The following is a 20,064-nucleotide window of genomic DNA, read 5'->3' on the forward strand; positions in this document are numbered from 1 at the left end:
TATAGGGAGTGAATTCGTTCTGGCAAGCGGATAATTGCAAAAAGATGGCTTTCGCCGCTCGTTCGCTCATAAAGCCACCAGTCAGCATATTTAACCGGCGAAATCAGCTTGCTACAGGCACCGCGATAGCAAAATCAGGCTATCTGCCACGGTTTATCACAGCACTCTCACTTCTTGCCCTTATCAACACATCGGTTTTAATTGAACATTTGAAAAGCCAATTTATAATTAACTTTTAAAATGTTCAATTAAGGTTTCGTCATGCATCAAATCCTGGATAGCCGTAAAGAGGAGAAAATTGTTCCTCTGTTCCGCCTCGGGTTTCGGCCTTTCTTCCTGCTCGGCGCCTTGTTCTCAACATTGGCAATGCTGGGCTGGCTTGGGCAGCTCAATGGCTGGTTCGTCCTGCCGGGGATTGACAATCCCGTCTGGTGGCATGCTCACGAGATGTTGTTTGGCTTCGGAGCAGCAATTGTTGCAGGATTTCTGCTGACCGCAGTGCAAAACTGGACAGCTCACCCCGGGGTTAGAAGCTGGCCGCTAGTGCTGATCGTAGTGCTGTGGGCATTGCCGAGAGCTTTGCTACCCTGGCTGGGCGAACACAATACCTTCTTGATGGCGGCAGACCTGCTCTGGCTGCCGCTTTGCGCTTGGTATCTGGCCAAACCTATCGTGCAGACTAAACAATGGCGCAACCTCTTCTTTGTGCCTCTGCTGGTTGTTCTGACCCTGCTCAACGCCGCCAGCTGGCTGTGGCAGGCACAGTGGCCAGATATGGAACATCTGTTCATTACCGCTGTGCTTTTGTTTACGAACCTGATCGCAGTGATGGGAGGACGAGTCATCCCCTTCTTTACCGCCAGAGCTACCGGGATGGAAAAAGCTGTTCCTATTCTCTGGTTGGAGCGTGCAGCCCTTGCCACGCTGTGGCTCACCCTGGTGAGCTGGCTGCTGCTACCCACACAGTGGACCACCAGCATCTATATGTTCCCTCTATATATAGTGGCGGCCGTTTTGCATCTGTGGCGCCAGTTGCGTTGGCGACTGCCGTCCACTCTTGGCCAGCCTCTCTTGTGGTCGCTGCACCTCGCCTACCTGTTTATCCCACTTGGATTGTTCGCACTTGGTGCTCTGGTAGCCGGCCTGCCCATCAGTCTGTCGCTGGCCAGCCATCTGCTCAGTGCTGGCTGCATGGGAACAATGATCCTGGGGATGATAGCCCGGGTCTCCCTTGGTCACAGTGGCCGGGCCTTGCAGGTGGGGCGCAGGATCCAGTACGCGTTCGCGCTGGTGATCATGGCCGCCCTACTCAGGGTCCTGATCCCGCTATTCTGGCCTGCCTATACCCTGCACGGTTGGAACCTGAGCGGCCTGGCATGGAGCCTGGCGTATGGTCTGTTTGTCTGGGTCTATGCCCCCATACTGACCAGCCCTCGTGCAGATGGGCGACCTGGCTGAGCCACCAGCTCAAGACCTGCTGGCCGGATAGTGGATCAGATTGTGGAAGATAGCCGGGGCCACCCCCTGATTGCGATAGCCATGAGGGCGATCAGCCGCAAAACGCACCGCCTCTCCCTGTGTCAAGGAACGCCACTCTCCATCCACCAGCACTTCCATCTGGCCGCTGATGACGATGACATGTTCGGTCACCCCGGGTTCATGGGGTTCTGATTCTCGCTGATAACCGGGCAACAGAGTCAGCTCAAACAGTTCGAATCCAAAGCGCCTCTCATAAGGAAAGAGAGGCGCAACCTGCATACCCTCTCCCGCCGGCTGCTGGCGAATCGCATCGGCGGTGCGGTAGAGCACCTCGTTCTGCGCAGCAGGCGCAGGCTCGATGAAACTGGAGAAGGAGACCCGAAATCCGGTCGCGATCTTCCACAAAGTGGCCACCGTCGGGCTCGATTCCCCTCGCTCAATCTGGCCCAGCATCGCCTTGCTGACGCCAGTCTCTCGCGCCGCTACATCCAGGCTCCAGCCCAGTTCACTGCGTAAACCCTTCAGACGTTGTGCCAGATGCTGATTCACCTCTTGCATGACTGCCTCTTTAATTGCGCCAGCATTAATTGCCTTGTGCGCTATAACGCACATCGATATAGTCTGGTGCAATATTGTACGTAATAACGCACAAACCGCCACAACCCCACAAGGACGTTATATGCCCTTTGCCCTTCCCCATCTGGTCGCCGGCTTCATCGCCGTGATGGTCGGTTATACCAGTTCGGTCATCCTGATCATTCAGGCAGCCACGGCAGCGGGGGCTGATGCAGCCCAGCTCGCATCCTGGCTATGGACGCTGGGTATCGGCATGGGCATCAGTTGCATCGGCCTCTCCCTCTATTACCGCATCCCCGTCTTGACCGCCTGGTCGACCCCGGGGGCCGCCCTGCTCATCACCAGCCTGGGCAACTTCACCCTGGCCGAGGCCATCGGCGCCTTCATTATCTCTTCCCTGCTGATCACCCTGTGCGGCATCAGCGGCTGGTTCGATCGGCTAATGCGTCATATCCCCGCCCAGCTGGCAGCGGCCATGCTTGCCGGGGTACTGCTCAAATTCGGGCTGGATCTGTTCAAAGTCGCCCCGGCAGATCCAATGCTGCTCGGCAGCCTGTTGTTGGCATTCCTGCTCGGCCGCCATCTCTGGCCACGCTATACCATGGTACTGGTGCTGGCAGTCGGCATCCTCATCTGCCTGTTGAGAGGAGAACTGCGGCTTGACACCATTCACTGGCAACTGGCCGGCCCGGTCATGACCTGGCCAGAGTTCTCCCTTGGTGCCATGTTCGGTATCGCTCTGCCACTGTTCATCGTCACCATGACCTCCCAGAACATGCCGGGCATTACCATTTTACGGGCCCACGGCTATCAACCCGCCACCTCATCTCTCATCACCTGGACCGGCCTGACCGGTCTGCTGCTGGCTCCATTCGGCGGTTACGCCTTCAACCTGGCGGCCATCACTGCTGCTATCTGCATGGGGAAAGAGGTGGATCCGGATGCCAACCGGCGCTGGCCCGCGGCAGTGTGGGCTGGCTGCTTCTATCTGCTGACCGGCTGTTTCGGGGCCACGGTGGCGGCGCTGTTCACTGCCTTCCCGGCGACACTGGTGACCTGTGTCGCCGGGTTGGCCCTGCTCGGCACTATCGGCAGCAGCCTGCACACCGCATTGCAACACGATGATGCCCGTGAGGCCGCCCTGCTGACCTTCATCATCACAGCTTCCGGTATCAACCTGCTCGGCATCGCTGCCGCCTGCTGGGGACTGCTCATCGGCATGGGGCTCTATGGCATCCAAATTTATCGACAAAGGAATCAATTGGATCACAAACCGTGAACCATTCCACACTCTCCGTACAAAATAGTTCACAACTGAAACTAATTTTAATCTAGTGGCATCAGGCGGCATCTTCTTCCCAATTTGCCGCCTGTCAGGTTCATATAACGGAGAATAAAAATGAAAAATCAGGCTGTCTTGTTATTGCTGGCCATACTGGGCGCCACGAGCGTCCAGGCTGCCGATACGGATCGGGAGCTGGCGCGCCAGCTCGCGCTACAACAGAAGAGTTTGCTGCCTCTGGTAAGCAATCCTCAGTACCAAAGCCCGCTACCAGAGTTGTTGAAGAAAGCGCCCACCCGCCTTAAACGGCAAGCAACCGATGCCAATCAGGCAGCGATCGCCCGACAAGGGCTCAACGGGGAAGTGAAGCAGTTGATGCAGCTGCGACTGGCCAACCCGGAACAGGCTGCCGCCTTGCAACAGGGGGTTGAACCGCTGGTCGCTTATGTCCCAAGCGGTGATGAGAAGAGCTGGAGTGCCATCGAAGCGTTCGACAGCGCCGGCAATCCGGTCTATCTGGATGTCGACAAGGCACCGGCCCGACCCGTGCTCGTGGTCGAAGCCGATCCGGTGAAAGCCAAAAATGCCGGTCTGCAGGTGATGCGCAAGGCGTTTGCCGCGGCCGATATGCAGGCAGCCCCCCAACCCAAGGCTTCTGCCAGCACTGCACCGCTCAAAACCAGCATCCTGAAAAAGATCAGACTGAAAGATGATCAGGAGCCATGGCTGCTCGGTGCTGCCGAGGTTTATGCCGTCGTCGCCGGGGTCAACCCCAGTCGGGATGAACCCGTGGTCGATATCGTCGATATGCCCTACCTCGACTATGACAATACCGACTACACCCCCAACCAGATCCTGGTTTACTGGGATCGCTACCGCTGGGGTGCGGTTGATATCGTGATGATGGAGCAGGATGACAACGTCAACTACAAGGAGCTGGCCGACCTGCTGATTGAGGCGCTCAAGCTCGGCTTTACCGCTGGCGGAGTGCCGGAGGGACTCCCCTTCCTCGATTTGGGCGGTCGTATCGTCAAGGCGCTGCCCGACTCCTGGATGACCAACGACGATGACTATCTGGATACCTTCTACACCCTGGAGCAGGACCAGAGTTATCACCAGTATCCGGGAGCGGCAGGCAATGCGGTGATCGATCTCGAGCCGAAAGAGATCGCTCCGACCAGACCCTGACGGGTCGCCATAACAAAAAAGCCAATGAGCAACTCATTGGCTTTTTTATCCCTCTGGCGGTTACGGCTGACCTTTCGGTCGCACCCCCAGGGTGTGGCAGATGGCATAAGTCAATTCGGATCGGTTCAGGGTATAGAAGTGGAAATCCTTGACCCCTTCCTGACTCAGCACCCGCACCTGATCGATGGCGATACTCGCACCTACCAGATTACGAGTCATCTGATCGTTCTCCAGCCCTTCAAAACGCTGATGCATCCAGCGCGGGATCTTCACGTTGGTGAAGCCGGCAAACTTGGCCAGGGTCTGGTAGTTGGAGACCGGCAAGATCCCCGGCACGATTTCGGCATCAATACCGATAGCGGCGCAGCGATCCCGAAAGCGCAGATAGGTCTCCACATCGAAGAAGAACTGGGTAATCGCTCGGTTGGCACCGGCATCGATCTTGCGCTTGAGGTTGAGCAGGTCCGACTGGGCGCTCTTCGCCTCCGGGTGGCCTTCCGGATAGGCCGCCACCGAGATATCGAAATCAGCTTCAGCCTTGAGCAGGGCAACCAGATCGGTGGCATACATCTCGGGCTTCTCCAGCCCCTGAGGCAGATCACCACGCAGTGCCACAATATGGCGGATACCGCTGTTCCAGTAGTCGCGGGCAATGGTACGCAACTCGTCGCGGCTGGCATCGATACAGGTCAGGTGGGGCGCGGCAATCAGGCCGGTGCGCTCCTTGATATCCTTGATCACCTTGTGAGTGCGATCCCGGGTACCTGAATTGGCGCCGTAGGTCACGGAGACAAACTTGGGTTCCAGCACTTTCAGTCGCTCAATGGACTGCCAGAGCGTGTTTTCCATCCCTTCACTGTTGGGCGGGAAAAACTCGAAACTGACCGATATATCGCCATTCAAATCTGCCAGACTCTGGTTGAGCGCTTCAACCTGACGTGCACTGTGAAATCCCATCTGCTCTTCTCCCTGTCCTGCAATCCATCTACGCACGCCAAAACGGATGTTTGGACGTCTAAACGTCTCTATATTTATGAGCAAAGCAATATAAAGTCAACTGTCATTTCACAAACACCGTCAGATGAAACTCATCGTTACAAATTAATCAACGACTAAGCGGAACTCATCATCCCAAAATTATCCCGAGCGAGTTATGATAGACGACGGATCGTCCTGGACGTTCTGAATCTGCGTGTGATTGTTTGGCCGGAGAATCAATTCTCCGGCCCCTTTTTATCTACTTCTTCCTGCACCTGCCGATAAAAGATTGAATCTTCGCAGGAGCACCATCATGGATACCCACCCCGGCTTTGCCACTGACTTGCTGTTTGATCGCTATCAGGGCGAGGTCACCCGGCACGAGCAGTTCTGGGCCGTGCACACTCCGGATGCTCCCGACTACTACTTTGGCAACTATCTGCTGCTTGCCTCTCCCCCCAGTGACAGGGATAAAGGATGGCTGGAAGCCGCATTCGATCAGCTGATTGGCCAGGATCCCAGGATCCAGCACCGAACTTTCCAGTGGCCACTGGCCGAAGGGCAGAACAGCCGGGTCGCCGGCTTCGTCACTACCGGATATCAGTATCTAGAGTGCGTTGTTCTGGCACTCGACAAGGATGGCTGGCAAATGTCCGATAGCGCTCTTTCCCATGCCGAAGTGCGTGCATTCAAGCCTGCTGACTGGCAGGAGTGGATCGACTTCGAGCTCCATGAGCGAGATGAAGCTCATTCAAAGGAGAGTTATCTCTCCTACCTTCACTCCCGCAGCGAGCTCTATCAGGCAATGATCGCCGATGGACTGGGTAACTGGTGGGGGGTCTGGCTGGATGAGCAACTGGTTGCCAGCTGCGGTCTCTTCTTTACCGATAAATTGGGGCGCTTTCAGTTGGTGAGAACTCACCGGAAATGGCGTAATCAGGGGCTCTGCCGCCAACTGCTGAGCCAGGTTGCCCAACACGGGCTGACTCGCGTCGAACAGCTAATCATAGTGGCCGACGAGCACTATCACGCACAGCGGATCTACCGCTCGCTGGGTTTCACTCCGGTCGCTCGCATCGGCAGCCTCTGCCGCTGGCCCCATGAAACCCGGTAGGATGGCAACAAAAACGGGAGGCTGATGCCTCCCGTTCCTTTTACAAACTCCGCTATTGCTGAGGCGCCTCCAGCTCTTTGGAGAGCGCCTGCTCCACCTCATGGGGGGGTGCAGGTTGTGGCGCGGCAGCAGACGACGCTGGCTGAGCAGGAGCAACCGATGCCACTGGTGCAGGTGCAGGTGCAGGTGCAGGTGCAGGTGCAGGTGCAGGTGCAGGTGCAGCAGGAGTGTCGGTCGTTGCAGGGGCCGCGGAAACTACCGCAGCCGGTGCGACAGCATCACACTGACAATCCTGCCCCTTGGCCTTGTTGCCCTGATGGGGCGCATACCATCCCTTGAGGCCATTCTCCAACCGCTCTGCGGCAGCCTTGGGCTCCAGCTTGCCGAGCAACACTGCCTGACTCACTTCCGCCAGCTCATCCCCCAGCTTGGGAGTACCACGAGAGAGGATCTGGGTCGCCACGCGAATGGTCGAGTCACACTGATCGCGCCACCCCATCATCTCCCTTGCCGCCGGATTGGTGACATCAAAGAAGTGGTTGGAGAGGGAGAAAAATCCCGGCAGCGAGTTGGTATAGAGCTCGGCAAACTGCGGGGTTGTCAGCCACTGCAGGAAAGCCATTGCCCCCTCTTTGTTCTTGCTGGCCGGATTCATCCCCATGCCGATGTCGGTGTGATCGGTAAAGAAGCAGCCATCTCCCTGTTTCGCCACTGGCGGACGCATCACGCCGAAATCAACCTTGCCGGTAAAAGGTGCAATCTCCCAAGAGCCTGCAACATAGAAAGCGGCCTTGCCGGAGGTAAACAGCTCGTTACTGGTCGCATAATCGCGACTCTCGGCCCCCTCGCCAAGATAGTCGTGCCAGCGAGCCAGCTCATCGAACACCTTCACGTATTGCGGGTTGTCGAGCCGCTCCTGTCCGCCAATCAGCGCCAGTCGCCCATCCTCACCCTTCCAGTAATTGGGACCGATGTTCTGGAAACCCAGTTCGGAGGCAACCCAACTCTCGGAGCCACTCATGGCAAGCGGCACATAGCGGCCATCCGCCTTCACCTTGTCGAGTACAGCAAAGAACTCATCACGAGTTTGCGGTACGGCCAGTCCCAGCTCGCTGAAAATCTTCTTGTTGTAGAAGAAGCCATGGATCACCGAGGCCATGGGTACGCAGAAGGTCTGGGCACCGGAGTCAGTCTGCCAGGGTGACTGGGCAAAACTCGGGAAGTTTTCCATTCCCGCCATCTCGGTCAGCTCGGCCAGATGACCCGCCTTGAATAGCGCCAGCGAATCATCAAACGGGCGGCAGGTGATGAGGTCACCGGCCTTGCCCCCTTTCAGATTCTCCCACAGGGTCGGCATGTAGTTGACGTTCTGAACAGGGTGAAAACTTACCTTGATACCGGGATGTGACGCTTCGAATGCCGGAATGATCTTCTGTTCCCACAATGCCTTGTCATCGGTACGCCAGCTCTCTATCACCAACTCACTGGCCATCAACTGGCCACACAACAGGAGACTCAGGGCTCCAATCCACTTTTTAGACATAAGCCCTCCTAGACCTTGAAATGTGCGATCAATTGCTGCTGTTTGGCGACCAGGTCGGCCAGCACTTCGCTGCTGCTGGCTGACTCACGCGCCTCGCGCTCCGTCTCGTACGCCACCTCGGCAATACCCGAGATATGGCGAGCCACCCCCTGGCTGACCGAGATTTGCTCCTGAGCGGCGTGCGCCACCTGATCCGCCATCGACTTGATGGCCCCCATCCGATCGGCGATGGATTGCAGTGCACTATCCATCTCACGAGTCTGCTCGACACAGTTCTGGGTCTGCTCCTGACTGCGCCCCATTACTTCGACAACATGCTTGCTGGAGCTCTGCAGGTTCTCGATCATCGCCTGGATCTCCTCGGTCGACGTCTGGGTGCGATTGGCCAACGCCCGCACTTCATCAGCTACCACCGCAAAGCCGCGACCGGCATCGCCAGCCCGGGCGGCTTCGATGGCGGCGTTCAGCGCCAGCAGGTTGGTCTGTTCGGCAATGCTGCGGATCACATCGAGAATGCTGCCAATATTGTTGCTGAACTCGCCCAGCTTGTAGGTGATGCCAACGGCCTCCTCCATGGCTCCGGCCAGTTGTTCGGTAATTCGGCGGGTAGTCGCCACTTTCTGGCGGCCACTGCGGGCCTCTTCATCCGCCAGATCCACCTCGCGCTTGGTACCATCAGTGGAGCGCGCAACCTCGGTCGCACTCACTTCAAGTTCGGTGATGGCTGCAGCGACCTGATCGGTCTGGCTCTTCTGCTCCTGCACCCGCGACATGGCGCGTTCGCTAATCTCGGCCGCCCGGCTCGCCTCATCCACCAGATGGCGGGAAGCCGCATTGATCTGGGAGAGCAGCTCCCCGGTCTTGCCCGCCAGCGTATCGATAGATCGGGAGAGGCTGCCAAACTCGCAACTGCTGCGATAGTTGATGCGGCGGGTCATATCACCGGCCGCCATGTAGCTCAGCTCCTTGTCGATCATCTGTAACGGCCGCTGAATACTGCGGGTGGTGGTATAACCAATCACCAGTGCTGCACCGGCAGAGATGGCAGCAACCACCAGGATCCAGAAACTGGCGCTGGTGACCGCCGCATCGGCATTGACCCGGCTTTCACTGGCAATTGCGCTCGCGGATTTACCCATCTCATCGAGCAGGTTCAGGCTGTTGATCAAGCTGGCATCTAGCTGCTGGTTCTGGCTTGCCAGTGACAACTCCAGCTGCTGGGCCTGACGCATGGTGGCCAGCAGGCCCTGCGGGCCAAGTGCCAGCTCCTGCATCCGATCCAGATTGGCGACGAAACGGGCTTTCACATCATCAGGTACCAGCACCCGATCCAGCCGCTTGCGGGCCATCTCGATATCCTTGCTCAGCACTTTCTCCAACTCGTTCAGGTCGGTCTTGGCATCGGCACGGCGAATGTTCTTCAAATCACGGGCAATACCAGAGGTAATCAGCTCAGCCTTGTTGCGCATGGAGCGTTTGCTGGCCGTCTGTTGCAGCAGCAAGTCGGCAGCCCACTGGTAGGTATCTTCGAGGCGGATAAACGCCATCTCCAGCTTGCGGCGCTGATCCAGCGCACTGACCCATTGGCCATGCTGGGCCAGCACTTGATCCGCCAGCGAGTAGAACTGGCGAGTTGCATTTTCGACCTGCTGAAAACGGGCTCGGGCATCCGCCACGTCGGTAAATTTGCCCATCTCCTGACTGAGCTGAGCAAAACGGTTCTGCTGCTCTTTGAACTGGCTGGCCAGCTGTGGCAGCTGACCTCCCTCTTCGCTGGTACGGTAGATCAGCACCCAACGGTTGCTATCCTGCAACGCCCCCTTGAGACCCGCGACGGCGACGACCAGTGGCGTTGCCCGATCGGAGACAGCCGATAGACCCTCGTTGATCCCTTTGATTTTGAAAGTACTGATCACGCCAAGCAGGATCAGCAACAGCAGCATCAACACGAATCCTGCGATGATCCGCTGCACAATAGATAAACCCATGGAGACATCCTCACTCATTGGGGAAAGGTAAAGTGAACATAGTCACTATCGGCGGGGGTGGCTAATTACTGAAACCAGGTTTGGGTATTTAATTGATTTGTATGGGGCTGGATCACAATCAGTGGCAATTGCGGGGACAAAAAAGCCCGACACAAGCCGGGCTGAAAGAGACGTACATTGCTATTTTCTACGGCCCCAGAGCAAAGGGCCGTCGGCATCAGATCATCAGAAACGGTAGCCTGCGCCAACCATAAAGACCATCGGGTCAATCTTAGCGCTGATAGTACCAACGGATTGAGTATGAACGTCGGTATCAATATCCATGATCCAGGCAGAACCGTTCACAAACCAGCGGTCAGTGATAGCCATATCGATCCCCACTTGCCCTGCAACACCCCAAGAGCTGTCCAGACTGATATCGTCATTTGCCAGTGGGCCACGGCCCTTCTCATCAAAGAAGGTTGTGTAGTTGACACCGACACCGACATACGGGCGTACCTTGCTCTGGGCATCGCCAAAGTAGTACTGCGCCATCAGAGTCGGCGGCAAGTGTTTGACCTTGGCCACTTCGGTATCACCCAGTTTCACAGAGTGGGAGAACGGAGTTGCAGCCAGCAGTTCAACACCGAAGTTATCGGTAGCCATATAGGTCAGTGTCAAACCAAGTTGCATATTGTCATTGATGGTCAGGTCAATCGGAGACGTGCTCTCTTGCGGAGAGACAAACGCGGCACCACCACGAACCAGAATGTCGCCAGCCTGGTGGGCCATGGCGAAAGGAGAGGTCACTGCAGCGGCAATCATCAGAGGAAGTAATTTTTTCATCACGTAATCCCTTTTTTTGTTTTCATTTGATGCTGTAAGCCTGCTGACTATAGATCCTTGTAAATGCAAAGTTATTGACTTGGAGCAAAGGTTGCACAGAAATAAATTGATTGCGCTGACATCTTTGCGGTTCGTTTCATCCCCCTCTCGGAAAGCCAAAAACCTCGATTGCGTCGCCTTGATGACAATACCGCTTTGATTAAGATGCATTTCAATCTCACCTTATCTGGGCAATTCCCCTCGGCGCCTTGTTGTTAATCAATGTAAAAAAGCGTATTTTTGCGGCGCACAAGTTATCAGGAAGTAATGGTTTATTTATGAAGAATCAGTCTCGGTGGCAAAAGGTGGGAGCCATACTTGCTGCCATCTGGGGAATAGGTTCCTTTCTCTTTATCCTGTTCGGTTTCATGTTCGCGATAGCCTACCTAGTGCTCGTTCGTCAGGGTTAACCGCGACTCTTTGACATCTGCTCGGTTAACAGCAAGCTATGCGCGAGCTGTTCAGCGGAGTGACCAACAACACCATCAGGCACTCTCCCCGAATAACCTCGCCACTGGTTGCGGCCCCCCTGTTTCGCCTGATAAAGCGCCATATCGGCCAGCTTGAAGCTATGGCTCCAGAATGAATTCAGCATCGCACCATGCAGCGGGTAACTGCAATATCCCGCGGAAACCGTCAACCACAGTGGCAGCTCCTCACGGCCAAAACGGTGCTGAGCAATGCGCTGGCGGATGTATTCGACACGCAGGGCCACCTCTTGTTCATCTTCTACCTGCAACAGCAGCAGAAACTCCTCTCCCCCCAACCTGACGAGAGGCTCACTCTCGCCAGCGACCAGTTTACGCAGCAACTCGGCCAGCTGACCCAGCACCAGATCACCGATATCGTGCCCCAGCTCATCGTTGATCCGTTTGAAGTGATCGAGATCGAGCAGTAGCAACAGGCAAGGGGTCGCAACATGGGATCGCAACCACTCATCCAGATAACGTCGGTTAAAACAGCGGGTCAACGGATCGGTGAAAGCGGCCGCTTCCATCCGGTTCGATCTCGCCAGCAGCTGATCATGCTGTTCACTCACCTTGCTGGCCATTTCTCGAAACTTGCCGCTCAGCATGGCCATCTCGACACTGCTGTCGATCTCCGGGATCAAGCCTGCATCCGGTTTATCGCCAAAGCGCTGCAACGTCGCAACCAACTGCTGCAGGGGAGTCAGTACGATAGCCTTCAAGCGGGACATGGCGATGGTGACGCAGATGAAGCTGATAACCAGCATGCCAACGAAGGTCCAGAGGGCCCCCTCAAGTACACCGCTCAAAACCGTCCGCTCCTCTTCGATTTGCAGAGTCAGCACAGGGTGACGCTCACTGCTCAACAGGCGAACCTCTCCCCGAAGACGCGCCAGACCCAGATTGGTCAGGCGATAGGTCATTTGTGGCCCCAGCGGCGTAAACGAAGCGGAGAGATCTGTATTGATATGGGTAATGGCCAGCGGCAGAGCGGTGCGATCCGATACCTCGCCAAGATAGCTCTTGTCGAGCCAACGCAAGAGCAGCAAAAAGCCGTTGAACGTGGATGCCCCCTTGCTATCCCGAATGGGCTGCCAGGCATACATCAGAGGCCCCCACTGGGAAGAGCGGATCCCGTGCAGATTGCCTCCGCCCAGCGCCAATGACTGCTCTCTCAGCTCTCTTTTCAACTCGTCTAGAAAGTAAGGAAACTGACCCGGATTGACACCGGGGGCATCGGGCAGCAGGGTGCGGGTCCAGACCTCATAACCATTGAGATCCATGAAGCTCATCAGATTGAGACTGAAGTCCTGCATCGTCATGTCATTGAGCAGATTGGATTCAATGTAAGCGCGCTTCTTGCTGGCCATAAAGCGGTAGCTATCATCCCAAAGCCCCCAGTCACGACTCAAGGCATTCAGCGAGGCCAGATCGGCCTGCACCACCCGACTAACCCGGAGTAAATGCTCTCTCATCCGCTGATCTTCAATGCGGTTGGCGGCTGGCACCTGAGCCCAAGCCACCACGATCAACAGCAACAAGATGGCGCCCAGCCAGACAGGAAACATGGAGTAAGCCAACTGATGATCGATGGTGCGCGAAGCCTGAGCCATAAACCGACATATCCATTGCAGTGATGCTGCGATGCCACGCACCGCCCGAAACCTCCACGCTCCCGATTTTCATCATAAAAAAGGGGCCCAAGGCCCCACGATTATAACGGTTTATCTCTCCAGCAGGGGCCGTAAAAAGCGTGCTGTATGAGACTCTTTATTGGTGCAAATCTCCTCTGGGGTCCCCGTCACCAGAATGCGGCCACCACCAGCGCCCCCCTCCGGACCCAGATCGACGATCCAGTCGGCGGTTTTGATGACGTCCAGGTTGTGCTCGATGATGACGATGGTATTGCCGCGATCCCGCAACTGGTGCAGCACCTTGAGTAGCTGCTGGATATCGTGGAAGTGCAGCCCGGTGGTCGGTTCGTCCAGAATGTAGAGGGTCTGGCCGGTATCCCGCTTGGAGAGCTCCCGCGCCAGCTTGACCCGCTGCGCCTCACCGCCCGACAGGGTGGTGGCCGACTGACCGAGGCGGATATAGGAGAGGCCCACATCCATCAGGGTCTGCAGCTTGCGCGCCACCGCCGGCACCGGATCGAAGAACTCGCGGGCATCTTCCACCGTCATCTCGAGGATTTCGTGGATGTTTTTGCCCTTGTACTTCACCTCCAGCGTCTCGCGGTTGTAGCGCTTGCCCTTGCAGACGTCGCACGGCACGTAGACATCGGGCAGGAAGTGCATCTCCACCTTGATGACCCCATCCCCCTGACAGGCCTCGCAGCGCCCCCCTTTCACGTTGAAGGAGAAGCGGCCCGGCTGATAGCCACGGGAACGCGCCTCCTGAGTGCCGGAGAGCAGCTCGCGGATCGGGGTAAACAGGCCGGTGTAGGTGGCCGGGTTGGAGCGCGGGGTGCGGCCGATAGGGCTCTGGTCGATATCCACCACCTTGTCCAGATGCTCCAGTCCTTCCACGCTGCGATAGGGCGCCGGGGTGGATTCGGTGGCCTTGTTCAACTCGCGGTGAGCGATGCGGAACAAGGTGTCGTTGATCAGGGTCGACTTACCAGAGCCGGAGACGCCGGTGACGCAAGTCATCACCCCAATCGGCAGATCCAGGTTGACGTTGCGCAGGTTGTTGCCGCTCGCCCCCTTGAGCTTCAACCACTTGCCGGTGAGCGGAGTCCGCTCGGCGGGAATGGCGATCTGCTTGCGACCGGAGAGGTAGTCACCGGTGAGTGACTCGGGATTATTGATGATCTCTTCCGGCGTGCCCTGGGCGACGATGGCACCGCCGTGCACCCCGGCTCCCGGGCCGATATCGAGCACATGGTCGGCGAGGCGGATAGCGTCCTCGTCGTGCTCCACCACGATCACCGTGTTGCCGAGATCACGCAGGTGAGTGAGGGTCTTGAGCAACCGCTCGTTGTCACGCTGGTGCAGGCCGATGGAGGGCTCGTCCAGCACATACATCACCCCCACCAGACCTGCACCGATCTGGCTGGCCAGTCGAATGCGTTGCGCTTCGCCGCCTGAGAGAGTCTCGGCACTGCGCGACAGGCTCAGGTAGTTGAGGCCCACGTTCACCAGGAAGCCAAGCCGCTCGACGATCTCTTTGAGGATCTTCTCGGCAATCTGGGCGCGCTGGCCGGTCAGATTCAACCCTTCGAAGAAGGCCAGCGCATCACCGATGGACTGCTCGGCGATGGCCGGCAGGTTGCGGTTGTCGACGAAGACGTGGCGCGCCTCCTCCCGCAGCCGGCTGCCACCGCAGCTGGTACAGGATTTGTTGGCTATGTATTTGGAGAGCTCTTCGCGCACCGAGTTGGACTCGGTCTCCCGGTAGCGCCGCTCCATGTTGTGCAGGATCCCCTCGAACGGGTGCTTGCGCACCACCACATCGCCGCGATCGTTCATGTAGCGGAACTCGATCTCGGTGCGACTGGAGCCGCGCAGGATCACCTCCTGGGTCTTGAGTGGCAGATCCTCCCACGGCGTCTCCAGATCGAACTTGTAGTGCTCGGAGAGGGATTTGAGCATCTGGAAGTAGTAGAAGCTGCGCTTGTCCCAGCCGCGGATAGCGCCATTGGCCAGACTGATGGCCGGATCGCCGATCACCTTGGCGGGATCGAAATATTGCTGCACCCCGAGGCCGTCGCAGGTTGGGCAGGCACCGGCCGGGTTGTTGAAGGAGAAGATGCGAGGCTCCAGCTCAGACATGGAGTAGCCGCACTCCGGACAGGCGAAGTTGGCGGAGAAGGTCATAGGGGCAACCCCCTCTTCACCGTCCATCGGCACTACCAGTACGATGCCGCCGGAGAGGGTCAGTGCCGTCTCGAACGACTCGGCCAAACGCAAGGCAAGGTCATCGCGCACTTTGAAGCGGTCCACCACCACCTCGATGGTGTGCTTCTTGTGCAACTCCAGAGTCGGAGGATCTGAGAGATCACACACCTCGCCGTCGATGCGGGCACGGATGTAACCCTGGGCCGCCAGATTTTCCAGCAGCTTGGTGTGTTCCCCCTTGCGATCGCGCACCACCGGAGCCAGCAGCATCAGCTTGCTCCCCTCCGGCTGAGCCAGCACCTGATCCACCATCTGGCTGATGGTCTGGGCGGCGAGCGGAATGGCGTGAGTCGGGCAGCGCGGCTCACCGACCCGGGCGAATAGCAGACGCAGGTAGTCGTAGATCTCGGTGATGGTGCCGACGGTCGAGCGCGGGTTGTGGGAAGTGGACTTCTGCTCGATGGAGATAGCGGGCGAGAGCCCCTCGATATGGTCGACGTCCGGCTTCTCCATCAGGGAGAGGAACTGGCGGGCATAAGCGGAGAGCGACTCCACATAGCGGCGCTGCCCCTCGGCATAGAGGGTATCGAACGCCAGAGAGGACTTGCCCGAGCCGGAGAGGCCGGTGACCACGATCAGCTTGTCGCGGGGCAGGGTCAGATTGATGTTCTTGAGGTTGTGGGTGCGAGCACCCCGGACCACGATCTTTTCCATCTTGTTGCACGCTCGATACAGAAACCTGAGCGAGTCAGTATGGCATAGAGACTACTGGATGAATAGACAGGCATTATCTATCGCCGTTATCCTTTTTTACGATGGATAGCCCCTTCGTCACACCCTGACCAAGGCGGCGAGTTTGCCCTCAATCCACACCAGCAAGCGCTCGCCCGCAGAGTGATCAACTGTTACTATTGGGGGCTAAACCTGAATCAGAACATGCGAAACGAGCACTCTGATTGCTGCAACGGTTATAGAAAAACCATGCTGTTCAATATGATAACGACATGGTCATGAAAAAAGCGCGGTAACTTATTTAGTGGGTCCAGGCCTTGCCTGACCGGAATATAAAGGTGGAAGAGAGATTATGGCCAGTCGAGGCATCAATAAAGTCATTCTGATCGGTAACCTCGGGCAAGACCCGGAAGTACGCTACATGCCGAGTGGCGGTGCTGTGACCAACATTACTCTGGCCACCTCTGAAACCTGGCGCGACAAGCAGACCGGTGAGCAGAAAGAGCGCACCGAGTGGCACCGCGTCGTCTTCATGGGCAAGCTGGCCGAAGTGGCTGGCGAGTACCTGAAGAAAGGCTCCCAAGTTTATGTCGAAGGCAAACTGCAGACTCGCAAATGGCAAGATCAGAGCGGTCAGGAGCGCTACACCACTGAAGTACTGGTCGACAGCTTCACCGGCGTCATGCAAATGCTGGGTGGCCGTCCGCAAGGCGGTCAGGGCATGGGCCAGAACATGGGTGGCCAGCAAGGTGGCTGGGGTCAGCCGCAGCAAGCCATGCAGCAGCCGATGAACCAGCAGCGTCCGGCCGCAGCCCCGCAGCAAAACATGCAGCAGCAGGGTGGCTACGGCCGTCCGGCCCAGCAGCCCCAGTCTGCCCCGCCGGTCTACAACGAGCCGCCGATGGATTTCGACGACGACATCCCCTTCTAAGTCGTCGCAAGATCAAAAAAGCCCTGATTAATCAGGGCTTTTTTATATCCATATCACAGCAGTCACTGTTCTGGAGAAAACCGATTTATTTCCCGTCAGGGATGGATACCAAAAGATTGCTGTTTCGGGGGGAATAATCACGGCATTGTCCGCGGGCCGGAAACATAAAAGCCAGCCCATCACAGGCTGGCTTTGTACTGGCTCCGAAGGAACAGCAGTAAGGGAGCGTTACTTCATTGCGCTGCCGTTTTTCAGTTCTGCTTTCTGACGTTTGGCTTCGCGTTTCTCTTTCAGTGACATCTGCGGTTTTTTCTTGGCATCTTTGCCGTTGTGATGTTCTTTGTTACTCATCATCAAACTCCAAAAATGTTACCCAGACAGTTGGTTCCTCAAAGGAGCCAGCATGTCATCCGAATCATCAACTTCAGTACGCTATATGCGATGGCACCTGACCATCACCAGACCCAGCATACCCCCCATATGCGTCCGGATCCAGCCTCATTCTCCGTCTCATAAAGCCCCTGTTCCAGGCAGGGGAATGAGGCTGGCATGAAAGACCAAAAAAGAGTTATTCGCATTATTAAATGTTGTTCCACTGATATTCTCAGAACAACCTCATGAAAAATGAGCGAATAATAAAATAAGGCAGAGAAGGAACTTGTTTATAAATATTCAATGCATTTAAGCGCCACAATTTTAATAAGCATTCTCAATATCACCGGAAACATGAAGTTACAACCCTGAATAGGTTATTTCCGAACAACTCTATATAATGGCCGGCCACATCGGAAAGTCAGCTATTTATTCAGGAAATAGTCTCATGAGCAGAAAAACCAGAGCAGCCATGGTATCGGTCTGTTCCAATATCAGCCTGATCACCATGAAACTGGTAGCCGGATTTGCCAGCGGCTCGGTCAGTATTATCTCGGAGGCCATCCACTCCGCCATGGATCTTGTGGCCGCCCTGATCGCCCTGTTCGCCGTGAAAAAGTCCGATCTGCCTCCCGATGATCGCCACCCCTATGGCCACGACAAGATAGAGAACGTCTCCGGCGTCATCGAAGCACTGCTGATCCTGCTCGCCGCGGGCTGGATCATCTTCGAGGCGGTCGACAAAATCCTGCAACCAACCGCCATCGAGAGCATCGGCTGGGGTGTGCTGGTGATGGTGATCTCGGCGCTGGTCAACAGCGGCGTCTCAGCCTACCTCTACAAGGTGGCCCGGGAAGAGGAATCGGTTGCACTGGCAGCTGACGCTCTGCATCTCAAGGCGGATGTGCTCACCTCTGCCGGTGTTGCGGTCGGCCTTGGCGGGATCTGGCTGGCCGGTCTGTTTGGCCACTCTCTCGCCATACTCGACCCGCTGGTCGCCATCGGGGTTGCCCTGTTTATCGTCAGAGAGGCGATCGGCATGCTCAATGAGGCCTTCCAGCCCCTGATCGACGAGAGCATGAGCCCGGAAGAGCTGGCTATGACCAGCCGCATCATCACCGAATGCTGTCCGAGCGCCAGCGGCTTCCACGACCTGCGCAGTCGCCGTGCCGGTCGTCGTCGTCATATCGACTTTCACCTAACCCTGCCGCCCGAGATGAGCATTGGTGAAGCCCACGATATCTGCGACCGGATCGAGCACGCCATCATGGCGGAGCTGCCCCACGCCATCGTGCTGATCCATGTCGAACCGGATGAGGCACTGACAGAAGCGCAGCTCACTCTCAGCTGAAATGCGGCAAACGGACAGGAAAAAGTCGCGAATATCCGGCGAAGTCACACAATCAAGTCTTTGTTCGGCGTAACGGCGATTGCATGGGGGTGTGATATGACAACTGTGTTAGGGTGGCTGACACCCTGCCGCAGGAGCGCACCATGAAAAAGCTGGAAATGAAAGATCTGACCGAGGCGGAAAAAGCCGAGATAGCCCTGATGCTGCAAAAGGCGCAAGCCAATGCCGATCACCAGCTGACCAATGGCGAGCGGAACAAGATCCGCGAAGAGGGTCGCCTGAAGATTGTGGCCGACCGCGCCGAAGCGGCCAAGGCAGCCTCCAAGCTGGCGCGGGAGAAAGCCAAAGAACGCGCCAAGAATCAGGCATTGCCAGAAACCTTCAGCTGGATAGATTCGGTCAGCAACAAATTTCGCAGCAAACGCTGAGCAATCCGGATTCTGATACAAGAGCCGCCTCGCCCTGTGCGAGGCGGTTTTTTTGTGTCTCGCAAGAGACTGATAATCCCCAAACGGGAATGTTATTTTTGAGCCCACCAGGAACCGTCGTTTTACACCGTTGCTTTGCTTACAACACCATCCCGGGAAAATTATTTCTTCATGGAAAAAGCGCAAAGCATGCGCCTATCCGATTGATATACATCACGTTTGTTTTTTACTGCATCAGGTTAAATTCACGATAAAACGTTAAGAACGAGATAACATTTGCTTTAAAAAAGAGTGCGTGTTCTAATCGTCAGCGATAGTTCGGCAGTTCAGTCCTGATTATGTTAGGCAGTCATTTTAGTAAAGCAGTGATTAGTGCAAGTATTATTTCGATGATGCTTGACGAATAATTCTCCTTCTTTAGTGCTTCCCATACGTATTGCTGACGAAAAATCAAATTTGCCATTTGATGGCATTTCTAACACTAAATTTAAGAGAAATTATTATGTCTAAAGTGACTGGTACCGTTAAGTTCTTCAACTCCGAGAAAGGTTTTGGTTTCATCTCCCCGGTTGATGGCAGCAAAGATGTGTTCGTTCACTTCTCCGCCATCCAGACCCCGGGTTTCAAAACCCTGGACGAAGGTCAGCGCGTTGAGTTCACCATCGAGCAAGGCCAGAAAGGCCCGGCTGCTGCTAACGTAGTAGCTCTGTAATTCACGCCCGGGCAACCGTCCGGTCTGAATGAAAAAACCCGCCAAGGCGGGTTTTTTGCTATCTGCTCACCGCTATCCCCTCCCCGTCCCTCACCAGCTCCGAGCTGTTTTTCGCTGCCTCTTATCAATTGAGTCTCTAAACAAGCTTCGAATGGCTTCTCATGCAGAGATCTTGAGGAAAAATTCCAGTTATCCGCTGCTTTTGTCACAGATTCTTGCT

At 56.3% G+C, this 20,064-nt stretch carries 16 protein-coding genes; 8 read left to right on the forward strand and 8 right to left on the reverse strand.

The annotated features are described in order from the left end of the window. Positions 1–261: 261 nt before the first annotated feature. A complete protein-coding gene (locus AAHA39_RS16250) occupies positions 262–1,458 on the forward strand; it encodes an NnrS family protein (protein WP_201968264.1) in 1,197 nt (398 codons plus the stop codon). A gap of 9 nt (positions 1,459–1,467) precedes the next feature. Here the strand turns inward: AAHA39_RS16250 and AAHA39_RS16255 are convergent, their stop codons facing one another. Next, positions 1,468–2,037, reverse strand: coding sequence for a helix-turn-helix domain-containing protein (locus AAHA39_RS16255; RefSeq protein WP_201968263.1), 570 nt, complete (start codon positions 2,035–2,037; stop codon positions 1,468–1,470). Positions 2,038–2,158: 121 nt separating this feature from the next. On the opposite strand from AAHA39_RS16255, the gene AAHA39_RS16260 reads away from it, so the two are divergent. Next, complete coding sequence (locus AAHA39_RS16260; protein WP_320655845.1) at positions 2,159–3,334, forward strand: benzoate/H(+) symporter BenE family transporter; 1,176 nt, start codon at positions 2,159–2,161, stop codon at positions 3,332–3,334. 120 nt (positions 3,335–3,454) lie between these two features. Next, a complete protein-coding gene (locus AAHA39_RS16265) occupies positions 3,455–4,525 on the forward strand; it encodes a DUF3103 family protein (protein ID WP_201968261.1) in 1,071 nt (356 codons plus the stop codon). 60 nt (positions 4,526–4,585) lie between these two features. On the opposite strand, the gene metF is transcribed toward AAHA39_RS16265, so the two are convergent. Beyond that, on the reverse strand, positions 4,586–5,482 hold the full coding sequence (gene metF, locus AAHA39_RS16270) for a methylenetetrahydrofolate reductase (protein WP_005341548.1): 897 nt from the start codon (positions 5,480–5,482) through the stop codon (positions 4,586–4,588). Between the two features lie 334 nt (positions 5,483–5,816). Here metF and AAHA39_RS16275 point away from each other — a divergent pair, with 334 nt between their 5' ends. After that, positions 5,817–6,617 carry a GNAT family N-acetyltransferase gene (locus AAHA39_RS16275; RefSeq protein WP_320655844.1) on the forward strand — a complete coding sequence of 267 codons (801 nt, stop codon included), beginning with the start codon at positions 5,817–5,819 and terminating at the stop codon, positions 6,615–6,617. Positions 6,618–6,669: 52 nt separating this feature from the next. Here AAHA39_RS16275 and AAHA39_RS16280 read toward each other — a convergent pair whose 3' ends face one another. The 5 genes from AAHA39_RS16280 to uvrA form a co-directional block, all read right to left on the reverse strand. Next, entirely contained in the window at positions 6,670–8,160 is a 1,491-nt protein-coding gene (locus tag AAHA39_RS16280) for an ABC transporter substrate-binding protein (RefSeq protein ID WP_320655843.1), read from the reverse strand. Between the two features lie 8 nt (positions 8,161–8,168). Further along, on the reverse strand, positions 8,169–10,148 hold the full coding sequence (locus tag AAHA39_RS16285; protein ID WP_320655842.1) for a HAMP domain-containing methyl-accepting chemotaxis protein: 1,980 nt from the start codon (positions 10,146–10,148) through the stop codon (positions 8,169–8,171). A 225-nt stretch (positions 10,149–10,373) separates the two neighbouring features. After that, positions 10,374–10,973: an OmpW family outer membrane protein gene (locus tag AAHA39_RS16290; RefSeq protein ID WP_201909204.1), complete on the reverse strand. Its 600-nt coding sequence runs from the start codon at positions 10,971–10,973 to the stop codon at positions 10,374–10,376. A 445-nt stretch (positions 10,974–11,418) separates the two neighbouring features. Beyond that, positions 11,419–13,092 (reverse strand): sensor domain-containing diguanylate cyclase, encoded by a 1,674-nt coding sequence (locus AAHA39_RS16295; protein ID WP_320655841.1) that lies wholly within the window; start codon positions 13,090–13,092, stop codon positions 11,419–11,421. Positions 13,093–13,203: 111 nt separating this feature from the next. After that, a complete protein-coding gene (uvrA, locus tag AAHA39_RS16300) occupies positions 13,204–16,032 on the reverse strand; it encodes an excinuclease ABC subunit UvrA (protein ID WP_320655840.1) in 2,829 nt (942 codons plus the stop codon). 370 nt (positions 16,033–16,402) lie between these two features. On the opposite strand from uvrA, the gene AAHA39_RS16305 reads away from it, so the two are divergent. After that, a complete protein-coding gene (locus AAHA39_RS16305) occupies positions 16,403–16,981 on the forward strand; it encodes a single-stranded DNA-binding protein (protein WP_033116044.1) in 579 nt (192 codons plus the stop codon). A gap of 228 nt (positions 16,982–17,209) precedes the next feature. Here AAHA39_RS16305 and AAHA39_RS16310 read toward each other — a convergent pair whose 3' ends face one another. Further along, positions 17,210–17,335, reverse strand: coding sequence for a hypothetical protein (locus tag AAHA39_RS16310; protein ID WP_019445191.1), 126 nt, complete (start codon positions 17,333–17,335; stop codon positions 17,210–17,212). Between the two features lie 466 nt (positions 17,336–17,801). Between AAHA39_RS16310 and AAHA39_RS16315 the strand changes: the two genes are divergently transcribed. The 3 genes from AAHA39_RS16315 to cspE all read left to right on the forward strand — a co-directional run bounded on the left by AAHA39_RS16315 (position 17,802) and on the right by cspE (position 19,844). After that, positions 17,802–18,704 (forward strand): cation diffusion facilitator family transporter, encoded by a 903-nt coding sequence (locus AAHA39_RS16315; protein WP_043851622.1) that lies wholly within the window; start codon positions 17,802–17,804, stop codon positions 18,702–18,704. Positions 18,705–18,847: 143 nt separating this feature from the next. Beyond that, on the forward strand, positions 18,848–19,132 hold the full coding sequence (yjbD, locus tag AAHA39_RS16320; protein ID WP_042032196.1) for a DUF3811 domain-containing protein: 285 nt from the start codon (positions 18,848–18,850) through the stop codon (positions 19,130–19,132). 502 nt (positions 19,133–19,634) lie between these two features. Continuing rightward, on the forward strand, positions 19,635–19,844 hold the full coding sequence (cspE, locus tag AAHA39_RS16325; RefSeq protein WP_156854046.1) for a transcription antiterminator/RNA stability regulator CspE: 210 nt from the start codon (positions 19,635–19,637) through the stop codon (positions 19,842–19,844). The last annotated feature ends 220 nt before the right edge of the window (positions 19,845–20,064 follow it).

The sequence above is a fragment of the Aeromonas sp. SE22 genome (assembly GCF_038739755.1).
Classification (GTDB): Bacteria; Pseudomonadota; Gammaproteobacteria; order Enterobacterales; family Aeromonadaceae; genus Aeromonas; species Aeromonas jandaei.

Bases quoted from the DNA above. Each gene is read 5' to 3' on its own strand.
- AAHA39_RS16250 (WP_201968264.1), top strand. From the start codon at position 262: ATGCATCAAATCCTGGATAGCCGTAAAGAGGAGAAAATTGTTCCTCTG.
- AAHA39_RS16255 (WP_201968263.1), bottom strand. From the start codon at position 2,037: ATGCAAGAGGTGAATCAGCATCTGGCACAACGTCTGAAGGGTTTACGC.
- AAHA39_RS16260 (WP_320655845.1), top strand. From the start codon at position 2,159: ATGCCCTTTGCCCTTCCCCATCTGGTCGCCGGCTTCATCGCCGTGATG.
- AAHA39_RS16265 (WP_201968261.1), top strand. From the start codon at position 3,455: ATGAAAAATCAGGCTGTCTTGTTATTGCTGGCCATACTGGGCGCCACG.
- metF (WP_005341548.1), bottom strand. From the start codon at position 5,482: ATGGGATTTCACAGTGCACGTCAGGTTGAAGCGCTCAACCAGAGTCTG.
- AAHA39_RS16275 (WP_320655844.1), top strand. From the start codon at position 5,817: ATGGATACCCACCCCGGCTTTGCCACTGACTTGCTGTTTGATCGCTAT.
- AAHA39_RS16280 (WP_320655843.1), bottom strand. From the start codon at position 8,160: ATGTCTAAAAAGTGGATTGGAGCCCTGAGTCTCCTGTTGTGTGGCCAG.
- AAHA39_RS16285 (WP_320655842.1), bottom strand. From the start codon at position 10,148: ATGGGTTTATCTATTGTGCAGCGGATCATCGCAGGATTCGTGTTGATG.
- AAHA39_RS16290 (WP_201909204.1), bottom strand. From the start codon at position 10,973: ATGAAAAAATTACTTCCTCTGATGATTGCCGCTGCAGTGACCTCTCCT.
- AAHA39_RS16295 (WP_320655841.1), bottom strand. From the start codon at position 13,092: ATGGCTCAGGCTTCGCGCACCATCGATCATCAGTTGGCTTACTCCATG.
- uvrA (WP_320655840.1), bottom strand. From the start codon at position 16,032: ATGGAAAAGATCGTGGTCCGGGGTGCTCGCACCCACAACCTCAAGAAC.
- AAHA39_RS16305 (WP_033116044.1), top strand. From the start codon at position 16,403: ATGGCCAGTCGAGGCATCAATAAAGTCATTCTGATCGGTAACCTCGGG.
- AAHA39_RS16310 (WP_019445191.1), bottom strand. From the start codon at position 17,335: ATGATGAGTAACAAAGAACATCACAACGGCAAAGATGCCAAGAAAAAA.
- AAHA39_RS16315 (WP_043851622.1), top strand. From the start codon at position 17,802: ATGAGCAGAAAAACCAGAGCAGCCATGGTATCGGTCTGTTCCAATATC.
- yjbD (WP_042032196.1), top strand. From the start codon at position 18,848: ATGAAAAAGCTGGAAATGAAAGATCTGACCGAGGCGGAAAAAGCCGAG.
- cspE (WP_156854046.1), top strand. From the start codon at position 19,635: ATGTCTAAAGTGACTGGTACCGTTAAGTTCTTCAACTCCGAGAAAGGT.